General features: G+C 64.4%; 18 protein-coding genes and 2 tRNA genes. 8 read left to right on the top strand and 12 right to left on the bottom strand.

Annotated features, from left to right (window positions below):
* Nucleotides 1-524: 524 nt before the first annotated feature.
* Nucleotides 525-1,625 (top strand): NADH:flavin oxidoreductase, encoded by a 1,101-nt coding sequence (locus ACN0YJ_RS11645; RefSeq protein ID WP_417496296.1) that lies wholly within the window; start codon nt 525-527, stop codon nt 1,623-1,625.
* A 165-nt stretch (nt 1,626-1,790) separates the two neighbouring features.
* Complete coding sequence (locus ACN0YJ_RS11640; RefSeq protein ID WP_417496295.1) at nt 1,791-3,899, top strand: ATP-binding protein; 2,109 nt, start codon at nt 1,791-1,793, stop codon at nt 3,897-3,899.
* A gap of 170 nt (nt 3,900-4,069) precedes the next feature.
* Here ACN0YJ_RS11640 and ACN0YJ_RS11635 read toward each other — a convergent pair.
* From ACN0YJ_RS11635 to ACN0YJ_RS11590, 10 genes are all read right to left on the bottom strand, one after another.
* Nucleotides 4,070-4,145: transfer RNA gene (locus tag ACN0YJ_RS11635), tRNA-Phe, on the bottom strand.
* A gap of 126 nt (nt 4,146-4,271) precedes the next feature.
* Nucleotides 4,272-4,457: a DNA gyrase inhibitor YacG gene (locus ACN0YJ_RS11630; RefSeq protein ID WP_417477182.1), complete on the bottom strand. Its 186-nt coding sequence runs from the start codon at nt 4,455-4,457 to the stop codon at nt 4,272-4,274.
* Nucleotides 4,454-5,524 carry a ribonuclease E/G gene (locus ACN0YJ_RS11625; protein ID WP_417496294.1) on the bottom strand — a complete coding sequence of 357 codons (1,071 nt, stop codon included), beginning with the start codon at nt 5,522-5,524 and terminating at the stop codon, nt 4,454-4,456. Before ACN0YJ_RS11625 ends, ACN0YJ_RS11630 begins: the two co-directional genes overlap by 4 nt.
* On the bottom strand, nt 5,521-6,129 hold the full coding sequence (locus ACN0YJ_RS11620) for a Maf family nucleotide pyrophosphatase (protein WP_417496293.1): 609 nt from the start codon (nt 6,127-6,129) through the stop codon (nt 5,521-5,523). The genes ACN0YJ_RS11625 and ACN0YJ_RS11620 overlap by 4 nt, the downstream gene beginning before the upstream one ends.
* Nucleotides 6,130-6,167: 38 nt before the next feature.
* Entirely contained in the window at nt 6,168-6,386 is a 219-nt protein-coding gene (gene infA, locus ACN0YJ_RS11615) for a translation initiation factor IF-1 (RefSeq protein ID WP_019961978.1), read from the bottom strand.
* A gap of 114 nt (nt 6,387-6,500) precedes the next feature.
* Nucleotides 6,501-6,935 carry a low molecular weight phosphatase family protein gene (locus tag ACN0YJ_RS11610; protein ID WP_417477006.1) on the bottom strand — a complete coding sequence of 145 codons (435 nt, stop codon included), beginning with the start codon at nt 6,933-6,935 and terminating at the stop codon, nt 6,501-6,503.
* On the bottom strand, nt 6,932-7,435 hold the full coding sequence (locus ACN0YJ_RS11605; protein ID WP_417477005.1) for a UPF0262 family protein: 504 nt from the start codon (nt 7,433-7,435) through the stop codon (nt 6,932-6,934). Before ACN0YJ_RS11605 ends, ACN0YJ_RS11610 begins: the two co-directional genes overlap by 4 nt.
* Complete coding sequence (locus tag ACN0YJ_RS11600) at nt 7,432-7,872, bottom strand: DUF2948 family protein (RefSeq protein ID WP_417477004.1); 441 nt, start codon at nt 7,870-7,872, stop codon at nt 7,432-7,434. The genes ACN0YJ_RS11605 and ACN0YJ_RS11600 overlap by 4 nt, the downstream gene beginning before the upstream one ends.
* 12 nt (nt 7,873-7,884) lie before the next feature.
* Nucleotides 7,885-9,150, bottom strand: coding sequence for a UDP-N-acetylglucosamine 1-carboxyvinyltransferase (gene murA, locus ACN0YJ_RS11595; RefSeq protein ID WP_417496292.1), 1,266 nt, complete (start codon nt 9,148-9,150; stop codon nt 7,885-7,887).
* 52 nt (nt 9,151-9,202) lie between these two features.
* Complete coding sequence (locus ACN0YJ_RS11590) at nt 9,203-9,451, bottom strand: hypothetical protein (RefSeq protein WP_417496291.1); 249 nt, start codon at nt 9,449-9,451, stop codon at nt 9,203-9,205.
* A 93-nt stretch (nt 9,452-9,544) separates the two neighbouring features.
* Here ACN0YJ_RS11590 and ACN0YJ_RS11585 point away from each other — a divergent pair.
* The 3 genes from ACN0YJ_RS11585 to pip all read left to right on the top strand — a co-directional run bounded on the left by ACN0YJ_RS11585 (nt 9,545) and on the right by pip (nt 11,299).
* Nucleotides 9,545-9,619, top strand: a tRNA-Thr gene (locus ACN0YJ_RS11585).
* Between the two features lie 123 nt (nt 9,620-9,742).
* Nucleotides 9,743-10,216, top strand: a complete 474-nt coding sequence (locus ACN0YJ_RS11580; protein WP_417496290.1) for a hypothetical protein — start codon at nt 9,743-9,745, stop codon at nt 10,214-10,216.
* Between the two features lie 72 nt (nt 10,217-10,288).
* Nucleotides 10,289-11,299 carry a prolyl aminopeptidase gene (pip, locus tag ACN0YJ_RS11575; protein ID WP_417496289.1) on the top strand — a complete coding sequence of 337 codons (1,011 nt, stop codon included), beginning with the start codon at nt 10,289-10,291 and terminating at the stop codon, nt 11,297-11,299.
* Nucleotides 11,300-11,336: 37 nt separating this feature from the next.
* Here the strand turns inward: pip and ACN0YJ_RS11570 are convergent, their stop codons facing one another.
* Entirely contained in the window at nt 11,337-12,059 is a 723-nt protein-coding gene (locus ACN0YJ_RS11570; protein WP_417496288.1) for a DUF2793 domain-containing protein, read from the bottom strand.
* Nucleotides 12,060-12,219: 160 nt separating this feature from the next.
* Here ACN0YJ_RS11570 and ACN0YJ_RS11565 point away from each other — a divergent pair, with 160 nt between their 5' ends.
* The 3 genes from ACN0YJ_RS11565 to ACN0YJ_RS11555 are packed head-to-tail and all read left to right on the top strand — an operon-like array spanning nt 12,220 to nt 16,324.
* Entirely contained in the window at nt 12,220-13,653 is a 1,434-nt protein-coding gene (locus ACN0YJ_RS11565) for a methylmalonyl-CoA mutase family protein (protein WP_417496287.1), read from the top strand.
* Nucleotides 13,650-15,803 (top strand): methylmalonyl-CoA mutase, encoded by a 2,154-nt coding sequence (scpA, locus tag ACN0YJ_RS11560; protein WP_417496286.1) that lies wholly within the window; start codon nt 13,650-13,652, stop codon nt 15,801-15,803. Before ACN0YJ_RS11565 ends, scpA begins: the two co-directional genes overlap by 4 nt.
* A 38-nt stretch (nt 15,804-15,841) precedes the next feature.
* On the top strand, nt 15,842-16,324 hold the full coding sequence (locus ACN0YJ_RS11555) for a CC0125/CC1285 family lipoprotein (RefSeq protein ID WP_417496285.1): 483 nt from the start codon (nt 15,842-15,844) through the stop codon (nt 16,322-16,324).
* 12 nt (nt 16,325-16,336) lie between these two features.
* Here the strand turns inward: ACN0YJ_RS11555 and ACN0YJ_RS11550 are convergent, their stop codons facing one another.
* Nucleotides 16,337-16,879, bottom strand: a complete 543-nt coding sequence (locus tag ACN0YJ_RS11550) for a proton-conducting membrane transporter (RefSeq protein ID WP_417496284.1) — start codon at nt 16,877-16,879, stop codon at nt 16,337-16,339.

The raw sequence follows: 16,879 nt of genomic DNA, 5'->3' as shown, positions 1-16,879 counted from the left end.
CTCTGTCCGGACGAGCTCCACGCTCCCGACCGCCGCAAATGACTGAGCTCACGCCTCCCGTGCGACCGGAACAGTTGAAGTATGCGCGCAGCGCGAGGGGGCGGGGATAACATCACCAAAAATTCGTCATCCCGACGAAAGTCGGGACCTCGATATCATGGGCTCCGCCCCTGTCCCGTCGAGGTCCTGACTTTCGTCAGGATGACGTGGGATAGTTGTCGGGCGTGGGGGATAAGTCGCCAAATCGGCCATCGCCGGCGCCCATCATCCTCACCAGCTCCGACCGCTTCGCGGCCACCTCTTCCATCGAGGAAGAGGTGGAGACGATACCCACCGCGTCAATTACCACCCTCCTCTTCCTTGATCGAAGAGAAGTGCGCCGGACGTAGCTCGGGGCGGAGCTGGTGACGGCCTCGCACCGGCGCATCGACGTTTAACGCATGACCCAAATACATACCCGAGGGTCGATTTTTGGGAAAACCACCTTACCTGTGGACACAGTTTTCATTTCCAAGGATACCCGGATGACCTCGACCGACGCCCTGTTCAAGCCCTTTTCGCTGGGCTCTCTAGAGCTGCCCAACCGTATCGTGATGGCCCCGATGACGCGCTCCAAAAGCCCGGGCGGCGTTCCGGGCCAGCCGGTCGTTGATTATTATCGCCGCCGCGCCGAGAACGCGGTCGGCCTGATCATCACCGAAGGAACAACTGTCGACCGCCCCGGCGCCAGCTTCGATCCGGCCATACCCAATTTTCATGAAGCCGAATCCCTGGCCGGCTGGAAAACCGTCGTCGACGCCGTTCATGCCGCCGGCGGCAAGATCGCGCCGCAACTCTGGCATGTCGGCCTCGCCCGCAAGCCGGGTACCGGGCCGCATCCCGACGCCAGGTCCGACAGCCCCTCCGGCATCGTGCCAGGCGGCAAGAAGGTCGGCGAAGCGATGAGCGCCGAAGACATTGCCGACACCATTGCCGCTTTCGCCAAGGCGGCCAAGGCCGCTGCCGAACTCGGCTTTGACGCCATCGAATTACACGGTGCCCATGGCTATCTGCTCGACCAGTTCTTCTGGGAAGGCATGAATGCACGCGACGACCGCTTCGGTGGCGGTCTGGTCGAACGCACCACCATCGTCCAGGAAATCGTCAAGGCGGTGCGCGCGGAAATCCCCGCCGACCTGCCGCTTATCCTGCGCTATTCGCAATGGAAACAGCAGGACTACAATGCCCGCCTCGCCGAAACTCCCGACGAGCTGGCCGCCTTCCTCGGTCCACTATCGGACGCCGGCGTCGACATCTTCCACGCCTCGACCCGCCGCTTCTGGATCCCCGAATTCGAAGGGTCCGATCTCAACCTGGCCGGCTGGACGCAAAAGCTCACCGGCAAGCCGGCAATCACCGTTGGCTCGGTCGGCCTCAACTCCGACTTCATCGGTGCCTTTATGGGCGAGAACTCACCGGCCGCCTCGCTGGATGGTCTGATCGAACGGATGGAACGCGGCGAATTCGACCTCGTCGCCATCGGCCGCGCCCTGATCTCCGACCCGGAATGGGCCGTGAAGGTGCGTGATGGGCGGTTTGATGAGCTGGCTGACTTTAATGCGGAGGCGCTGAAGGAACTGGTGTGATCTGAGGCGCCAGCAAGTGACACGGAAACGCCCGGCCGGCTGGTCGGGCGTTTTTGTTTGGGCGTGGCCGCGGACGGCTCGACTTGCGCGTTCTCCATCAGGTGGCGTTAAGCCTATTTTTTGCCCTGACCTGCATTCTGGAGGGCGAAGCATGAAGGTGGCCCCATGACGCATGACAAGACTCGCCAGCACCTCAGCCAAATCAAGGTGTTGAGCCTGAACACCCTTGCCTGGCCCCTGCTTGTACTGCCGGCGGGCCTGGTCAGCACCTACCTGCTGGCCGCCCGCGCCGAGACCGAGCGGCTTGCCGCACTGCGTTTTGCAGTCGAGACACGAGCCGACGATCTCAGCGATCATCTGCAATACCAGATCGCTCAGGAAATGCTGGCAATCGACCGGCTGGGGCAGCGATTTGCGGTGCGGCCGGAGGGTTTGCCCTATGAAGTCTGGGTGGCCGACGCCCGGGCCTATCTGGAAGACAAGCCCTGGATGCAGGCGATCGAATGGGCCGATACCAGCTATCGCATTCGCTGGATCGAGCCCTTGATTGGCAATGAAGCGGCGCTTGATCTCGACCTGTTCAGCGTGGAGTGGCGCAGGATCGGAATCAGCAATGCGGTGCGCAACCGCGAAATGATGGTCACCAATAGTTTCCAGCTGATCCAGGGCGGGCGCGGTCTCGTTGCCTATTATCCCGTCCGCCATGACGACGAACCGGGTGGCCTGATCATCGGCGTTTTCGCAGTTGAGCGTCTGATCGAGAACTTGCTGCAAATTGAACAACTCAGCCAGTTTTCCATCGCCGTCGAGGAATTGGGTGAGACAATCTGGGCCTCGCAGAATTTTACCGGCGAGCCCCAAGGCACTGCCGCGGCCTCGCTCGTCCAGTTCAACGGTGTGGAATGGACGTTGCGCGTGCAGCCAACCGCGGAATTGCTTGGCAATTTCCGGCGTTACGCCGTGTCGGCGACCTGGATCATCGGCTTGCTGCTCAGCCTGTTGGCCACCAGCGTTACTGCCGTCACCCGGGTCGCCAACCGGAGGGCGAAGGCCCTGCGCGGCATGGTGAATACGCTCAATGCCCGTGAAGCAGAACTTGAGGAGGCCACGCGCCTGGCTCAAAGCGCCAACCAGCTCAAGAGTCAGTTCCTGGCCAATATGAGTCACGAAATCCGTACCCCGTTGAACGGAGTGCTCGGCATGGCACAAGTGCTCCAGGAGACCGGCCTTGATAGCGACCAGCGCGGCATGGTGGGGACAATCCGGGAATCGGGCGAGTCCCTGCTGGGCCTGCTCGACGATATTCTCGACCTGTCAAAAATCGAAGCGAACATGCTCACGGTCACCCATGCGCCCTTCGAGCTAGACGAATTGCTGAGCTCGGTGGTGTCCGCCCACGCGCTCACAGCCAGCGAGCGCAAGCTTGAGCTGACGCTTGCAGTCGCCGAAGCGGCGCGCGGCCGTTTTATCGGCGATACCAACAGGTTGAGGCAGATACTCAATAATCTGATCGCCAACGCCCTGAAGTTCACCGAGGCCGGCAGCGTCAAGGTCGCCGCGGCCTTGCGCGCGGGGGTACAGGGCGACGAATTGGTGTTCGAGATCGCCGATACCGGCATCGGTATGGATGCCGAGACCTGCAGCCGGTTGTTTGCCCCCTTCATGCAAGCCGATGCCTCGACATCGAGAAAATTCGGCGGCACCGGTCTGGGCCTGTCCATTTCCCGGCGGCTGTGCGAACTGATGGATGGCTGGATCCGGGTCGAAAGCGAGCCGGGTCAGGGATCGGTGTTCAGCTTCGCCATTCCCGCGATCCGCAGCCAACCGGCGGCGGCCGAGACGGCACAACCCGGGTCCACGCCTGGTGAAGCCGAGGCCATTTTGCCTCGCACCACCATCCTGGCGGCCGAGGACGTGCTGACAAACCGACTGGTCCTGCAAAGCCTTCTGGCCCCGCGCTGCCGCGAAATCACCCTGGTCGAGGATGGAGCACAGGCTATCGAGGCCTGGAAGCGCCGGCGGCCGGATATCATACTGATGGATATTCAAATGCCGGTGATGGATGGCGTCACGGCGATCCGGGCCTTGCGGGCGCTTGAGGCGGAGCAAAACCTGCCCCGAACCCCGATCATCGCCCTGACCGCCAACACCATGGCCGACCAGATCAACGCCTATCGCCAGGCCGGCGCCGACAACCACCTCGCCAAGCCCTACCGGCTCGAAAGCCTGACAGCCATCATCAGGGAGACGCTGGCCGCCAGCCGAACCGCCTGACACGCGCGGCCCCGCTAGCATCCGGCGGACTTTGGGCGGAAGTTCAAGGGATCGATGCGCCCGGCGAACCGGCATCAATCCTGGTTGCCCCTTACGGACAGTCTGGATCAACAACAGCTCAGCCCACGGGAACAGAACCCTGGGCGAAGCGATTGGCCATGAAATGAAAATGGTGCCCGGAGGCGGATTCGAACCACCGACACGCGGATTTTCAATCCGCTGCTCTACCAACTGAGCTATCCGGGCACCGGGCTCGCCGTGCAGCTTTGGGCCGCTGGCGAGAGCGCGGTTTATAAGGTGCGTGTCCGGGTCTGTCCACGATGCAGCGCGCTGGATCGAAATTTATTGCAGTGAAGCCCGCCGCTTGCCCGTCTACTCGTTGTCGGGTTTGCCGGCAGGTGTGTCGTCGGCCTGGTCGACGGGCTCGCCGGGAATGGCGTAGGCACCGGTGAACCATTTGCCCAGATCAAGGTCGGCACAGCGTTTCGAGCAGAAGGGTTTGAAGGCCTCGACGGGGGGATTCTTGCACATCGGACAGGTGACGGGTTTGGGCATCAGGATTTTACCCCGCAGTCCTCGCGGCCGAACTCATCCTTCAGCGCGATGGTGAAACGGGCACCGATTCGCTCGGCCAGTGCGGCATTCCAGCCGATTGGGTCAGCGTCCAGCCAGGCATGAACTTCGGCCGGCACTTGCAGCACCAGTTTGCGCGAGCGCTGGGCGCGCGCTTCGCCTTCAAGCCGCCGCATGGCGGCAAGGGCGCAGGTTTCCACGCTCGGGCGACCGGTCTCGTCGAGTTGGATTTCAGCCAGGGTGCGACCCCGACGCTGACGCGCCAGCTCACCGACGCAGAATTGCGACAGCGGCGCGACATCGACCTTGGCACGGTCATTGCGGAACGCCTGGCGCAAAGCCTGTTCGACCGCCTTGCGCTCGGGCTGGCCGCGCATATGGACGAAGTCGATCGCGGCAATGCCGCCCAGGCCGCGCAGGCGGATCTGGCGTGCGGCTTCCTTGGCAGCAGAAAGATTGAGCGCCTGGGCCAGCTGCAAGGGCGAGCCGGTACCCTTGCGGCCCTCGGCGTCGACATCGACGGTGACCATGGCGCGGGTCTGCTCGATGCAGAGCGAGCCGCCGCCGGGAATGGGGGCGACGGAATCCATCGCCAGTTCAAAAGCTTCCTCGATGTCGAAATCGGTCTCATCGGCCCAGACCACATCGGCACCGGAGAAAATCTGCGCCAGGCGCTGGGCCAGGATCGGGGCCGGTTCAAGGCATTCCGGCGCATCGCCGGCGGGGACTTCCACCAGATTGAGCGTCGGGCCCTTGTCGGCAAAAGCCTCGCGCGAAACGCGCACGCCAATGGCCGCGCCTTCATGCAAACCCTTGGGCCGTCCCGCTTTGCCGAAGGGCATGAAGCCCTCCTCGCCGAGACCCAGATCGACAAAGGCGGCATTGAGCGCCGGTTCAACACGGCGCACACGGCCGCGATACAGCTCGCCCTCGACGGCGCGCTGTCGCAGCTCCGACCAGCGGTCGAGATGCAGTTCGACGATGCGGCCATTCTCGGCGATCGCGGCGCGGGTCTCGCCGATATACTCTTCGATCAGGATCTGGCGGATCATGGGTTTTTCGCCTCGTTTCGGGCTTCAAATACCGGGTAGCCGCGCCCGGCCAACAGATTGACGGTTTCATACATCGGCAGACCGACAACGCCGGTATAGGACCCGATCAGCGAGATGACGAAAGCGCCGGCGCGGCCCTGAATGCCATAGCCGCCGGCCTTGCCGTGCCATTCGCCACTGGCGATATAGTGTTCCAGCTCCGGTCCGCTCAATCGCTTCAACTTGACGCGGGTCTCGACCAGTTTTGCCGTCAGCTCACCATCCGGTGTGCGCAGGGCAATGCCGGTATAGACCTTGTGATTGCGGCCCGACAGCAGGGCGAGGCAGGCGCGCGCCTGGGCCTCGGTCTCGGCTTTGGGCAGGATGCGGCGGCCGACGCCGACAACCGTATCGGCCGCGAGCACGAAAGCCTCTGGATCCGGATGGGCCGAAGCCTTCTCGAGCGCAAGTCGACGCGCCAGAGGGCCAGGCAGCTCTCCGGGGATTTCGCTCTCATCAATATCGGTGGGCTCGACAGCGTCCGGGGTGATGCCGACGCTGGCCAGCAGGTCCAGGCGGCGCGGTGAGGCGCTGGCCAGGATCAGGCGTGGGCGGGGCTCAGCCATGCGGGCATCCGTTTCGCGCATCCACGCCGCTTGCGATCTTATTTGAAGCGATAGGTGATCCGGCCCTTGGTCAGATCATAGGGCGTCATCTCGACCAGCACCTTGTCGCCGGCCAGAACGCGGATACGATTCTTGCGCATCTTGCCCGCGGTGTGGGCAATGATTTCATGGTCGTTTTCGAGCTTCACCCGGAAGGTCGCGTTCGGGAGCAATTCCGTCACTTCGCCGGGAAACTCCAATAATTCTTCTTTAGCCATGCGGCTCCTCATACTCGTCAATGCGGGACAAAAACTGAACAGATCAGCCCGACTCTCGGGCCGATAGCGCCCCGGCGCGCGTTATAGTCCCGCCTGCCCTATAAAGTCGAGGCTTCAGGCGCTTTTTCGCGGCAAGTCCCAATCGGCAATGCGGGCCTTGATGGCATCACGCGTTTGCCGGTAGGCCATCAGGCGCTGCTCACGGCTGCCGCCGGTCTCGCTGGGATCGGGAATCGGCCAGGCTTGGAACTCGGCTGACTTGTCCGCGGCGTACTGCCGGGCCAGCCGGTCAGCGGCGCTCGAGAGCGATACGACAAGGGCGGCGGGCGGATCGGTAACGCCGCTCAGCGCCATCGGCGAGATGTCTTCCAGATCGCAGCCAAGCTCGGCCATCACCGCGACCATGAAGCCATCCGCAAAGGCGGCCGGGATCACGCCGCAGGATCGCGCCTGCGCCGCTTCCCCGAATTGCTGCCGCCACAAGGCCGCTGCCATGGGTGAGCGGATCGCATTGCGCCCGCACACGAACAGGACTGACGGCACGCTCATGACGCGGCCCGCCGGTGCAGGGCACAGATCAGGGTGAAGAGACGGCGCGAGGTATCGAAATCGACTTCGATCTTGCCCGCAAGGCGTTCGCGCAACAGGGTCGAGCCTTCATTATGAACGCCGCGGCGCCCCATATCGATCGCCTCGATCTGGGCCAGTGGCGCATCACGCACGGCCTCGTAATAGCTCTCGCAGATCATGAAATAGTCTTTGACGATCCGGCGCAGCGGCCCGAGCGCAAACACGAAGGCGCGCACCGGCGTGTCGTCCTCCAGCCGGACATCGAATAATAGCCGGTCATGCTCGATCGCCAGGCGCAGAGCATAGGGACCACTGGTATCGCCGACCGCATCGCTGACCGGGCGGAAGCTGTTGCCCTCCAGCAGATCGGCGATGGCCACACGGCGTTCATGATCGGCGTTGACGTCAGTCGGGCCGATACTGGCCAGGTCGAGATCGATCCGGACGATCCGGTCCGGCAGGTTGGCCTCGCCGCTCATGACCGGTCCATTTCATGTTCAGGCCGCCGCGTGGCGGGCCAGGGAGCGCTGATATCCATCATTGCGGCATCAAGGCATTCGACATCAAGGCGCATTTCGCCGCCACCGGAAAACACCAGTACGACCTCGCCCGACGGGGCCTCGCCCGGGATAAAGCTGATCGAGAGCAGATTGACCACCGCCTCATCGGCGTCCTGGCGCAGATTACAGGAGCGCGCAGCCCGGACATGGCCAAATTGCAGCCCGCAGCGCACACGTTGCTTGCGACCGTCCACCTCCCAGCGGAAGCGGTTGAAGGCAATGGTGAAATTGCGCTGACGGCTGGAGAATTCGAAATCGCCCAGCTGGGCGACGGCGTCCTGCAAGGCGGCCGAAATCGCCTCCAGATCCGTCACATCCAGCGCCGTCAGGCGAAGCGGGGCTACAGCGCGTTTCACGTCAATTCTCCGTCAGTCGGACCGGCGTTCGATATGGGCACCGCAGCCGGACAATTTCGCTTCCAGTCGCTCGAAGCCACGATCGAGATGGTAGACCCGGTTGACCACGGTTTCACCCTCGGCGGCAAGCCCGGCAATGACCAGGGAGACCGAGGCGCGCAAATCCGTCGCCATCACCGGGGCACCACGCAGGCGCGGCACACCACGCACCACGGCCTCGCTGCCATGAACGCTGATATCGGCCCCAAGCCGCGTCAGCTCCGGCGCGTGCATGAAACGGTTCTCGAAAATGGTTTCGCGGATCACCGATGTACCTTCAGCCAGCGTCATCAGCGCCATGAATTGCGCCTGGGCGTCGGTGGGAAAGCCCGGATAGGGCTGGGTCTCGATATCAACGGCCTGCAAACGCGCGCCATTGCGGGCCACGCGCACGCCCTGGTCGGCCGGCTCGACAGTGACACCGGCATCGATCATCGCACGCCAGAGCGCCTTGTTGTGCGCCCATTGCGCGCCGTCGAGGATGCAGTCGCCGCCGGTTGCGGCCACCGCCAGGGCATAGGTCGCCGTCTCGATACGGTCGCCAACGACATGGTGGCGCACGCCCTTCAGCCGGCTCTGCCCCTGGATCCGGATCGTGCTGCTGCCGGCGCCCTCAACCGGGGCGCCCATCGCCGTCAACATGGCGGCAAGATCGGCGATCTCCGGTTCACAGGCGGCATTCTCGATCACGGTTTCGCCGCGCGCCAGCGCCGCCGCGAGCATCGCGTGTTCGGTCGCTCCAACCGAGGCGAAGGGCAGATCGATTTCGCCGCCGACCAGCCCGCCGGCGGGCGCCTTGGCGTCGACATAGCCTTCAGAGACTTCAATCCGTGCCCCCAGCGCCTCGAGCGCCTTGAGATGCAGATCAACCGGACGGGCACCGATGGCGCAGCCACCGGGCAAGGATACGCGGGCATGGCCCTCCCGGGCCAGCAGCGGTCCGAGAACGTTGAAGGTGGCGCGCATTTTGCGCACCAGGTCATAGGGCGCATAGGTAGCGGCAATCGTGGCAGCGTGCAGCCGCAGCTCGGCGCCATCGCCCTCCTCGACCGACACGCCCAGCTCGGCGAGCAAATGCCCCATGAAACGCGAATCGGCCAGGCGTGGCATGTTGGCGAGCGTCACCGGCTCATCGGTCAGCAGCGCCGCCGCCATCAGTTTGAGCGCCGAATTCTTGGCACCGCTGATCGGGATACGGCCTTCAAGCCGCGCGCCGCCCTGGATGATGATCCGGTCCATACTCACTCCTCAAACCGTTGAAACTGCATGCAGCCGTTCGAACCCGGCGGGATTATGACCCATCCTGGGGAGATTTCGTGGCAGGGATTGCAGACGCTTGTGCAGTGCAACCCTCACCGGCATCATCGCCAGGCTGCTCCACGCCCGAATCCGGCTCGGGGACAGCGGCAGCGCGGTCGGCCTTGCGGCGGCGCAGATTGGTGCGCAGGGCCGCAGCCAGCCTGGCCTCACGGGTGTCAGGATTGCCAGTAGCCGGCGGCTTGCGCGGCGGTGTCGGTGTTTCGCTCATGTCATTGGTCATGTCGAACGCAGCTCTCTACGTCAAGACGCACTTGGCGGGAGGCCGACCATGTATTATACGCCCGGCTTCGCGTCGCGACTAAAGCGACCCGGCGCCGCCATAGCTCAGGGGTAGAGCGCGTCATTGGTAATGACGAGGTCCACAGTTCAAATCTGTGTGGCGGCACCATTTTTCCCGACTTCACCGCTGAGCCCCCACGGCACAATCTGTCACGCATCGTTTGTGCGCGCTGGACCGATCCGGATGGCTTCACTAGATTGCCCGCTGCGCTTCCAAGGGGGCTGGGAGAGAATGAAATCGGATTGGCAACGTGCACTGGCTGTGCTCGTAATCGCAGGCGGCCTGGGCGCCGGCCTGGCAGGCTTTGCGCCCGAGCTGCGGCAAGCCGGGTTCGCGCCGGCCCCTCAACCGGCCGCCGAGACCGAACTTCTCTATTCCATCGTCAATCTGACCGAGGATCTGGGCGCCCGCTCCGCCTGCCCGCTGGATCTGGCGGCGGCGCGCGCGCGCGTCGAGGCCGGGCTGCGTGCCCATGCGCTCAAACCGGTCTTCAGCCCGATTGCCGAAGGCCCCGGCGTCATGACGCAGGAGATCGCGGCGCAGCATATTGCCGCCGCCAGCGGGACAGTGTGCGACTGGAGTGCCAGCGCTTATTTCAATGGCCGCCGCGGGCCACTGCGCCGCGACCAGGCCGGGCATTCCTATTCCAGCCTCGAAGCCGCCAGCCGCGATGTCGCGCCGCTTGTGACGGCACCGGTGCGTTGACGCGGCGCTATCGTCGGCTGGCCGTCCGCGCTAGGCTTGCCAACGCCCCGGCCCTTTCTTCGATGGACCCCCATGAGCCCACTTTTCCCGCCAATTGAACCGCATAGAACCGGGCGCCTCGCCATCACGCGCGGGCATTCGCTTTATTGGGAGCAATGCGGCCAGGCGAGCGGAACGCCCCTGCTGGTGCTGCATGGTGGGCCAGGTTCGGGCTGTTCGCCCCGATTCCGGCGCCTGTTCGATCCGGCGCGCTTCAACATCACCCTGATGGATCAGCGAGGCTGCGGCCGCTCGACACCGCACCTGTCGCTCGACGCCAACACCACGACCGATTTGCTGGGCGATATCGAGGCCTTGCGCAAACATCTGGGCATTGAGCGCTGGATCGTATTCGGCCCGTCCTGGGGCTCGACCCTGGCTCTGGCCTATGCCCAGGCTTTCCCCGAGCGGGTCAGCGCGCTGGTGGTCGAGGCGATCTTCCTGGCGACGCGGGAGGAGCTCGACTGGTGGCATGGCGAGGCCGGTGCGCCGCGCTTCTTCCCCGAAGCCTTCGCCGATTTCATCGCCCCGGTGCCTGAAGCGCACCGCGCCAGCCCCCAGACGATCATGGACTGGTGCTTCGAAGACATGCAGCGCGAACAGGCCGATGGCTTCACGGCGCTGAACCGGCTGACCGATCCGCAGGCCAGCCTGACCGAGCTGCGGCAATCAACGCTGTACCGCTGGACTGAATATGAAGAGCGGCTCTCCTGGCTCGATCAGTCCGCCAAAGCCACGCGCGCCGGTCTCGCCGAGCGCGGGCCGGACTTCGTCGCGGCACACTCGCTGATCGAGGCGCATTATTTCCGCAATGCCTGCTTCCTGGAGCCCAACCAGCTGATCACCCACGCCCCGAAGCTAGCCGGTGTGCCGATGCAGATCCTGCACAGCCGCTATGACATGGTCTGTCCACCGCGCGGCGCCCAGCGCCTGGCAGCCGCCTGTCCGCATGCGGGACTGCACATGGTGCCGGTCAACGGGCATGCGATGACGGATCAGGTGCAGACGGTGCTCAACGACGTGATGGCGGGGGTGCGGAGCTAGGCGGCTTGCGGCGCACTCTACGATCCTCACCAGCTCCCTAATCTGGTGCCTCCGGCATCCAGGCGTGGATCGCCAGGCTGACTGCTCCGCCGGTAAAGGCGCCACCATTGGCGGTCAGCACAATATCCGTATCGCTATAGAAAGCCGTGGGGCCGATGACACCGAGATTACTCGCCCCGGCTGACACCCCCAGCGAACCGCCGAATTTCGACGTCTCGCCGGCAATGCCGCAATCGAAGCTCGTGGCGCCGGTGATCGCTTCAGTCGTGCGAAGGGAGACGCAGAAAACGATGGAACGGGTCGGTATGGTGACCGCTGTGACTATGCTGGCACCAGTCAAGCCGGTGACTATGTCGGCGATCAGGATAGTGCGCGTTCTGGCGCCGCCTGGCGATTCGGCGAGCACGGTGTCAGCGCCGGCCAGGCGCCAGCTCGGGCCGTCGAACACAACATCGCGGGCCTCATCGAGCAGACGCACACGCCAGCCCGGCCGGGGGTTGAGCTCACTCCAGAAACCATCGCGATAAATCGCCAACGCACCAGCGGCCATCGCGGCCCAGTCGTCGCCGCTGGCACCGGTGGGCAGGATCCAGCATTGCCCGTCCTCCGGCGCGCCCGGTTGAACAGCAAGGCTACGGCTTTGTGCCTGCGGCTGGACCAGGGCATCGAGGCGCAACAGGCTCTCATTTACGGTGACATGTTTTTGCGCCTGGGCCGGCATCACCAGCGGCAGGTCGAGATTGGGTGTGGTCTGGGACATCGGGAAACTCCATCGCAGCGTGGCTTCATTGTCAGGCCGGCCCATCGCTGTGGGACAAGCGATTTTGCTGTCCATGCCCGCCGCGCGCACTTGACGTGCGGGCCCGCTACGCCTTTTCTCCGCCCCGACACGATGCTTGCCTCACCGCGACAGGATTTCCATGACAGACACGATCCGCGATTTCGCCGGGGATTTCCCCGCCCAGACCGCCGCCAACTGGCGCGTCCTGGCCGAAAAGGCCCTGCGCGGTGCCGATTTCGAAACCGCGGTCGACCGGCACACGATTGACGGCCTGAAGCGTGGCCCGGTCTTTTTCGACCGCCCGGCAGGCACGGGCGCCGTCGATACCACACCGCGCGATCCGCACCTGCCCTGGGGCATGCGCCAGTCCATCGTCGAAGCGACCCCGGATGACGCCAATGCCGCAGCGCTCGACGATCTGCTCGGCGGCGTGTCGGAGCTGGATTTGCGGCTCGACAGCACCGGCCGTTTTGGCCTCAAGGCCAATGAGCTTGAGCGGCTTGATGCCGCGCTGACGGGGGTCGATCTCTCCCTCGCCCCGATCCATCTCGACAGTCTCGACGGACAAGGCCATCACGCCCATCTCCTGCTCACCCTGTTTGCCCGCCGCCGTCTCGATGGCGAGACCCTGCTGGGCGGGCTCGGCCTGTCACCGGTCGAACGGGCCGCCCGCCAGGGAATCGCGCTAGACGAAGACTGCTTTCCCAAAGCCCGCGGCATCGCTGAACTGGCCCAGGCCGCCTTCCCGCAGATCAAGATTTTCCGCGCCGATGCAGCGCTGGCTTTCGAGGCTGGCGGCAGTGAAGTGCAGGAACTCGCAGTTCTGGCCGCATCCAGCGCCACCTATATCCGCGTCATGCTTGAGGCCGGCCTGTCCGCCGACGAGGCGGCCCGCGCCGTCGAGGCCAGGCTCGCCGCCGACACGGACATTCACCTGACCATCGCCAAGCTGCGCGCCGCGCGGCGCATCTTCGCCCGCATTGCCCAGGGCTTCGGCGCCGGCGAGGCCGCCCAGCGGCTCGCCCTGCAGGTGACGACTTCGGGCCGGATGATGAGCGCCAAGGATCCGTGGACCAATATGATCCGCACCGCCTGTGCCGGCTTTGCGGCAGCCGCGGGCGGCGCTGACGCCATCACCATTCGCCCATTTACCGATGCGATCGGCCGCCCGACCGGGCTTGGCCGGCGCGTCGCGCGTAATCTCCAGATCCTGGTGGCCGAGGAGAGCCATATCGGCAAGGTCACCGATCCGGCCGCCGGCAGCTATCTGCATGAAACGCTGAGCGATGAGCTGGCTCAGGCCGGCTGGTCACTCTTCCAGGAGATCGAGCGCCGCGGTGGGCTGGTCGACGCCTTCGCCAATGGCTGGGTACAGGGCGAGATCGCAGAGGTGCGCGAAAAACGCCTGCAGCAGATCGCCGATGGCGCGGAGATTATTCTTGGCGTCACCCAACACCCGGATCCGCATCCCAAACCGGTCGAGACCAACGGGGTCTGGCCGGCCCAGGACGCACCGGAGACGGCCCTGTCTGCCATCCGCCTGGCTGCCAGCTTCGAGGGAGCCACATCATGAGCCTGAAGCCTGATTTCACGACGCTCGACCTCGGCCCGGCCCTGCCCGCTGCCGCTGCGAAGGGCGAGGACTGGACACCCGCCGAAGGCATCGCGATCCAGACAAGTTATGGAGCGGCCGACAGCGATGGCATCGACTTCATCCATACCGTTCCTGGCGCAGCGCCCTTCGTGCGCGGCCCCTACCCGACCATGTTCCTGCAGCGGCCGTGGACGATCCGGCAATATGCCGGCTTCTCGACGGCAGAGGATTCCAACGCCTTCTACCGGCGCAATCTCGCCGCCGGCCAGAAGGGCCTCTCGGTCGCTTTCGATCTGGCAACGCATCGCGGCTATGACAGCGATCACCCGCGTGTGGCCGGCGATGTCGGTATGGCCGGTGTGGCAATCGATTCCATCTATGACATGCGCACCCTGTTCGACGGCATCCCGCTCGACCAGATGAGCGTCTCGATGACAATGAATGGCGCGGTGCTGCCGATCCTGGCGCTCTATATCGTGGCGGCCGAGGAACAGGGCGTGAAGCCAGAACAGCTCTCCGGCACCATCCAGAACGACATCCTCAAGGAGTTCATGGTCCGCAATACCTATATCTACCCACCGACACCCTCGATGCGGATCATCTCGGATATTTTCGACTACACCTCGAAACATATGCCGAAATACAATTCGATCTCGATCTCCGGCTATCACATGCAGGAAGCGGGAGCGCCCGCCGATCTCGAGCTCGCCTACACCATCGCCGATGGTCTGGAATATATCGCGACGGGTATCGAAGCCGGCATGGATGTCGACACTTTCGCGCCGCGCCTCTCCTTTTTCTTCGGCATCGGCATGAATGTCTTCATGGAGGTCGCCAAGCTGCGCGCCGCGCGCCTCTTGTGGGCCAAGCTGGTCAAGGAACGCTTTGATCCGAAGAGTGAAAAATCGATCTGCCTGCGCACGCATTGCCAGACCTCGGGCTGGTCGCTGACGGCGCAGGACGTGTTCAACAATGTCGGCCGCACGGCGCTGGAAGCGATTGCTGCCGTTGATGGTCACACGCAATCGCTGCACACCAATTCGCTTGATGAGGCGCTCGCCCTGCCGACGGACTTCTCCGCCCGCATTGCGCGCAATACCCAGATCCTGCTGGCCAGCGAGGCCCATGCCTGCGACGCGATCGACCCCTGGGGTGGCAGTCAATATGTCGAACGGCTGACCCATGACCTTGCCGCACGCGCGATGGATCATATCGCGGAGATCGACGCGCTCGGCGGCATGGCGAAAGCCATCGAGGCCGGGGTGCCCAAATTGCGCATTGAAGAGGCGGCTGCGCGCACCCAGGCGCTGATCGATAGCGGCCAGCAGACGATCACCGGCATCAATAAATTCCTGCTCGAGGAAGACGAGGACGTACCCGTCCTGAAAGTCGACAATTATCTCGTGCGCAAGCAGCAGATCGAAAAGCTCGAACGCCTGCGCAAGGAACGGGATCCGGCGAAGCTGGAAGCCGCGCTCAATGCCCTGGCCGCATCAGCCGCGTCCGGTGAGGGCAATCTGCTCGAACTGGCCGTCGATGCGGGCCGCGCCATGGCGACGGTCGGCGAAATATCCGATGCGATGGAGACCGCCTTCAAGCGCCATATCGCCGAAATCAAGGCTGTGACCGGGATTTACGGACCGGCCGCCGGCGATGATGACAAGGTCCGCCGCGCGCGCGACAGCGCCGCCCGTTTCCTGGACCTTCATGGCCGCAAGCCAAAAATCCTGATCGCCAAGCTCGGCCAGGATGGCCATGACCGCGGCCAGAAAGTCGTCGCCTCGGCCTATGCCGATCTCGGCTGGGATGTGGTGATCGGGCCGCTCTTTCAGACCCCGGAGGAAGCCGCGACGCTGGCGATCGCCGAAGACGTCCACGCTGCGGCGGCCTCGTCGCTCGCCGCCGGCCATCTCACTCTGGTGCCGCTCTTGCGCAATGCGCTGTCCGAGCAGGGCCGTGAGGATATCCTTGTGATCGTCGGCGGCGTCATTCCGCCCGATGACGAGCCGGTGCTGCGCCAGATGGGCGCTGCGGCCGTGTTCCCGCCGGGAACGGTGATCGCCGACAGTGCGCTGGTCATGCTGGCCCGGATGGGCGTTGAAGAGGTGGTGGTCCAGGGCGACGAATGATCGTATCGTGATGCGGCAACACATCTGGAGCTGCCGCCATGACCCGCATTCTTCCCCTGCTCGTCCTGCTTCCCGCCCTCGCGCTGACGGCATGCGCCACGGCGGGGCCGACGCTCTACGCCCCGGCGCTCGACGGCCGCTATGGCTATTCCGAACGGCGGATTGAGGCCGACCGTTTCATGGTCCGCTTCGATGCCGGCCCGGACGCCAGTATTCAGGAAACCGAAGACCTGGCCCTGCGGCGAGCAGCCGAGTTCACGCTGGACCAGGGCGGCGACTGGTTCATCGTTGTCCGCCGTGACCGCGACGGCAATGACCGCAATCCGGTCCGGGTCGGAACATCGGCCAGCTATTCCACCGGCTCGCGCGGCTATTCGGCCAGCGGCGTCGGACTGGGCATCCGCTTCGACGGCTCGGCCGGACAGAAATCCGTCACGCTGGAAATCCTGGTTCGCACCGGCACGGTGTCCGATGACGCCAATGCCTATGATGCCCGCAACGTGTTGGCCAATATGCCCTGAGGCATCAGCGCGTCAGGCTGAAAGCGTCTTGGCCTGACCGACCCAGTCATCGCGGACGATGCGCCCACGGCCATTGATGCGCTCATCCCAGCTGGCGATATCGGCCTCACTCCAGGCAGCGATCTGCGCCAGACTGACAACACCGCCAGCCTTGAGGCTCGCTGCAGCTTTCGGGCCCAGCCCCTTGATCACGGTCAGATCGTCCTGCCGACCGGTATCTGTTGGTGCGGCCGGAGTCGCTGGCGCAGCTGGCTTCGGTGCGGCGGGCTTGGGCTGGGCGGACTTGGTTGCCGCCGGCTTCGTCGGCGCAGGCTTGGCCTTTGCCGCTGCGGCAGGCTTCTCAGGCACCGGCTGAACCTTGCCCTCAGGCATCTCCGCATGCCCGGTCTTGACCGCTCCGGCCGGTTTTTGCCGGGCGGCAACCGCGCGGGTTTCCGCTTCGCCAAGCCGTCGTGCGAGATTTTCGTTTTCCCGGCGCAGCGCAATGACATCGGCCAGCGCCTTGTCGGCCTCGGCGCTACGCGCCTCGCCGCTCCAGACTTTCCATCCGGTCAA

The organism is Maricaulis sp., from assembly GCF_048270095.1.
Lineage (GTDB): Bacteria > Pseudomonadota > Alphaproteobacteria > Caulobacterales > Maricaulaceae > Maricaulis.
Note: the sequence above shows the minus strand (reverse complement) of the source record. Positions and strands in the feature narration are given on the sequence as shown.

Coding starts and splice junctions, on each gene's coding strand:
- scpA (WP_417496286.1), top strand. CDS start 13,650: ATGAGCCTGAAGCCTGATTTCACGACGCTCGACCTCGGCCCGGCCCTG.
- ACN0YJ_RS11565 (WP_417496287.1), top strand. CDS start 12,220: ATGACAGACACGATCCGCGATTTCGCCGGGGATTTCCCCGCCCAGACC.
- pip (WP_417496289.1), top strand. CDS start 10,289: ATGAGCCCACTTTTCCCGCCAATTGAACCGCATAGAACCGGGCGCCTC.
- ACN0YJ_RS11605 (WP_417477005.1), bottom strand. CDS start 7,435: ATGAGCGGCGAGGCCAACCTGCCGGACCGGATCGTCCGGATCGATCTC.
- ACN0YJ_RS11555 (WP_417496285.1), top strand. CDS start 15,842: ATGACCCGCATTCTTCCCCTGCTCGTCCTGCTTCCCGCCCTCGCGCTG.
- ACN0YJ_RS11580 (WP_417496290.1), top strand. CDS start 9,743: ATGAAATCGGATTGGCAACGTGCACTGGCTGTGCTCGTAATCGCAGGC.
- ACN0YJ_RS11620 (WP_417496293.1), bottom strand. CDS start 6,129: ATGGCTGAGCCCCGCCCACGCCTGATCCTGGCCAGCGCCTCACCGCGC.
- ACN0YJ_RS11570 (WP_417496288.1), bottom strand. CDS start 12,059: ATGTCCCAGACCACACCCAATCTCGACCTGCCGCTGGTGATGCCGGCC.
- ACN0YJ_RS11640 (WP_417496295.1), top strand. CDS start 1,791: ATGACGCATGACAAGACTCGCCAGCACCTCAGCCAAATCAAGGTGTTG.
- ACN0YJ_RS11645 (WP_417496296.1), top strand. CDS start 525: ATGACCTCGACCGACGCCCTGTTCAAGCCCTTTTCGCTGGGCTCTCTA.
- ACN0YJ_RS11590 (WP_417496291.1), bottom strand. CDS start 9,451: ATGACCAATGACATGAGCGAAACACCGACACCGCCGCGCAAGCCGCCG.
- murA (WP_417496292.1), bottom strand. CDS start 9,150: ATGGACCGGATCATCATCCAGGGCGGCGCGCGGCTTGAAGGCCGTATC.
- ACN0YJ_RS11610 (WP_417477006.1), bottom strand. CDS start 6,935: ATGAGCGTGCCGTCAGTCCTGTTCGTGTGCGGGCGCAATGCGATCCGC.
- infA (WP_019961978.1), bottom strand. CDS start 6,386: ATGGCTAAAGAAGAATTATTGGAGTTTCCCGGCGAAGTGACGGAATTG.
- ACN0YJ_RS11625 (WP_417496294.1), bottom strand. CDS start 5,524: ATGATCCGCCAGATCCTGATCGAAGAGTATATCGGCGAGACCCGCGCC.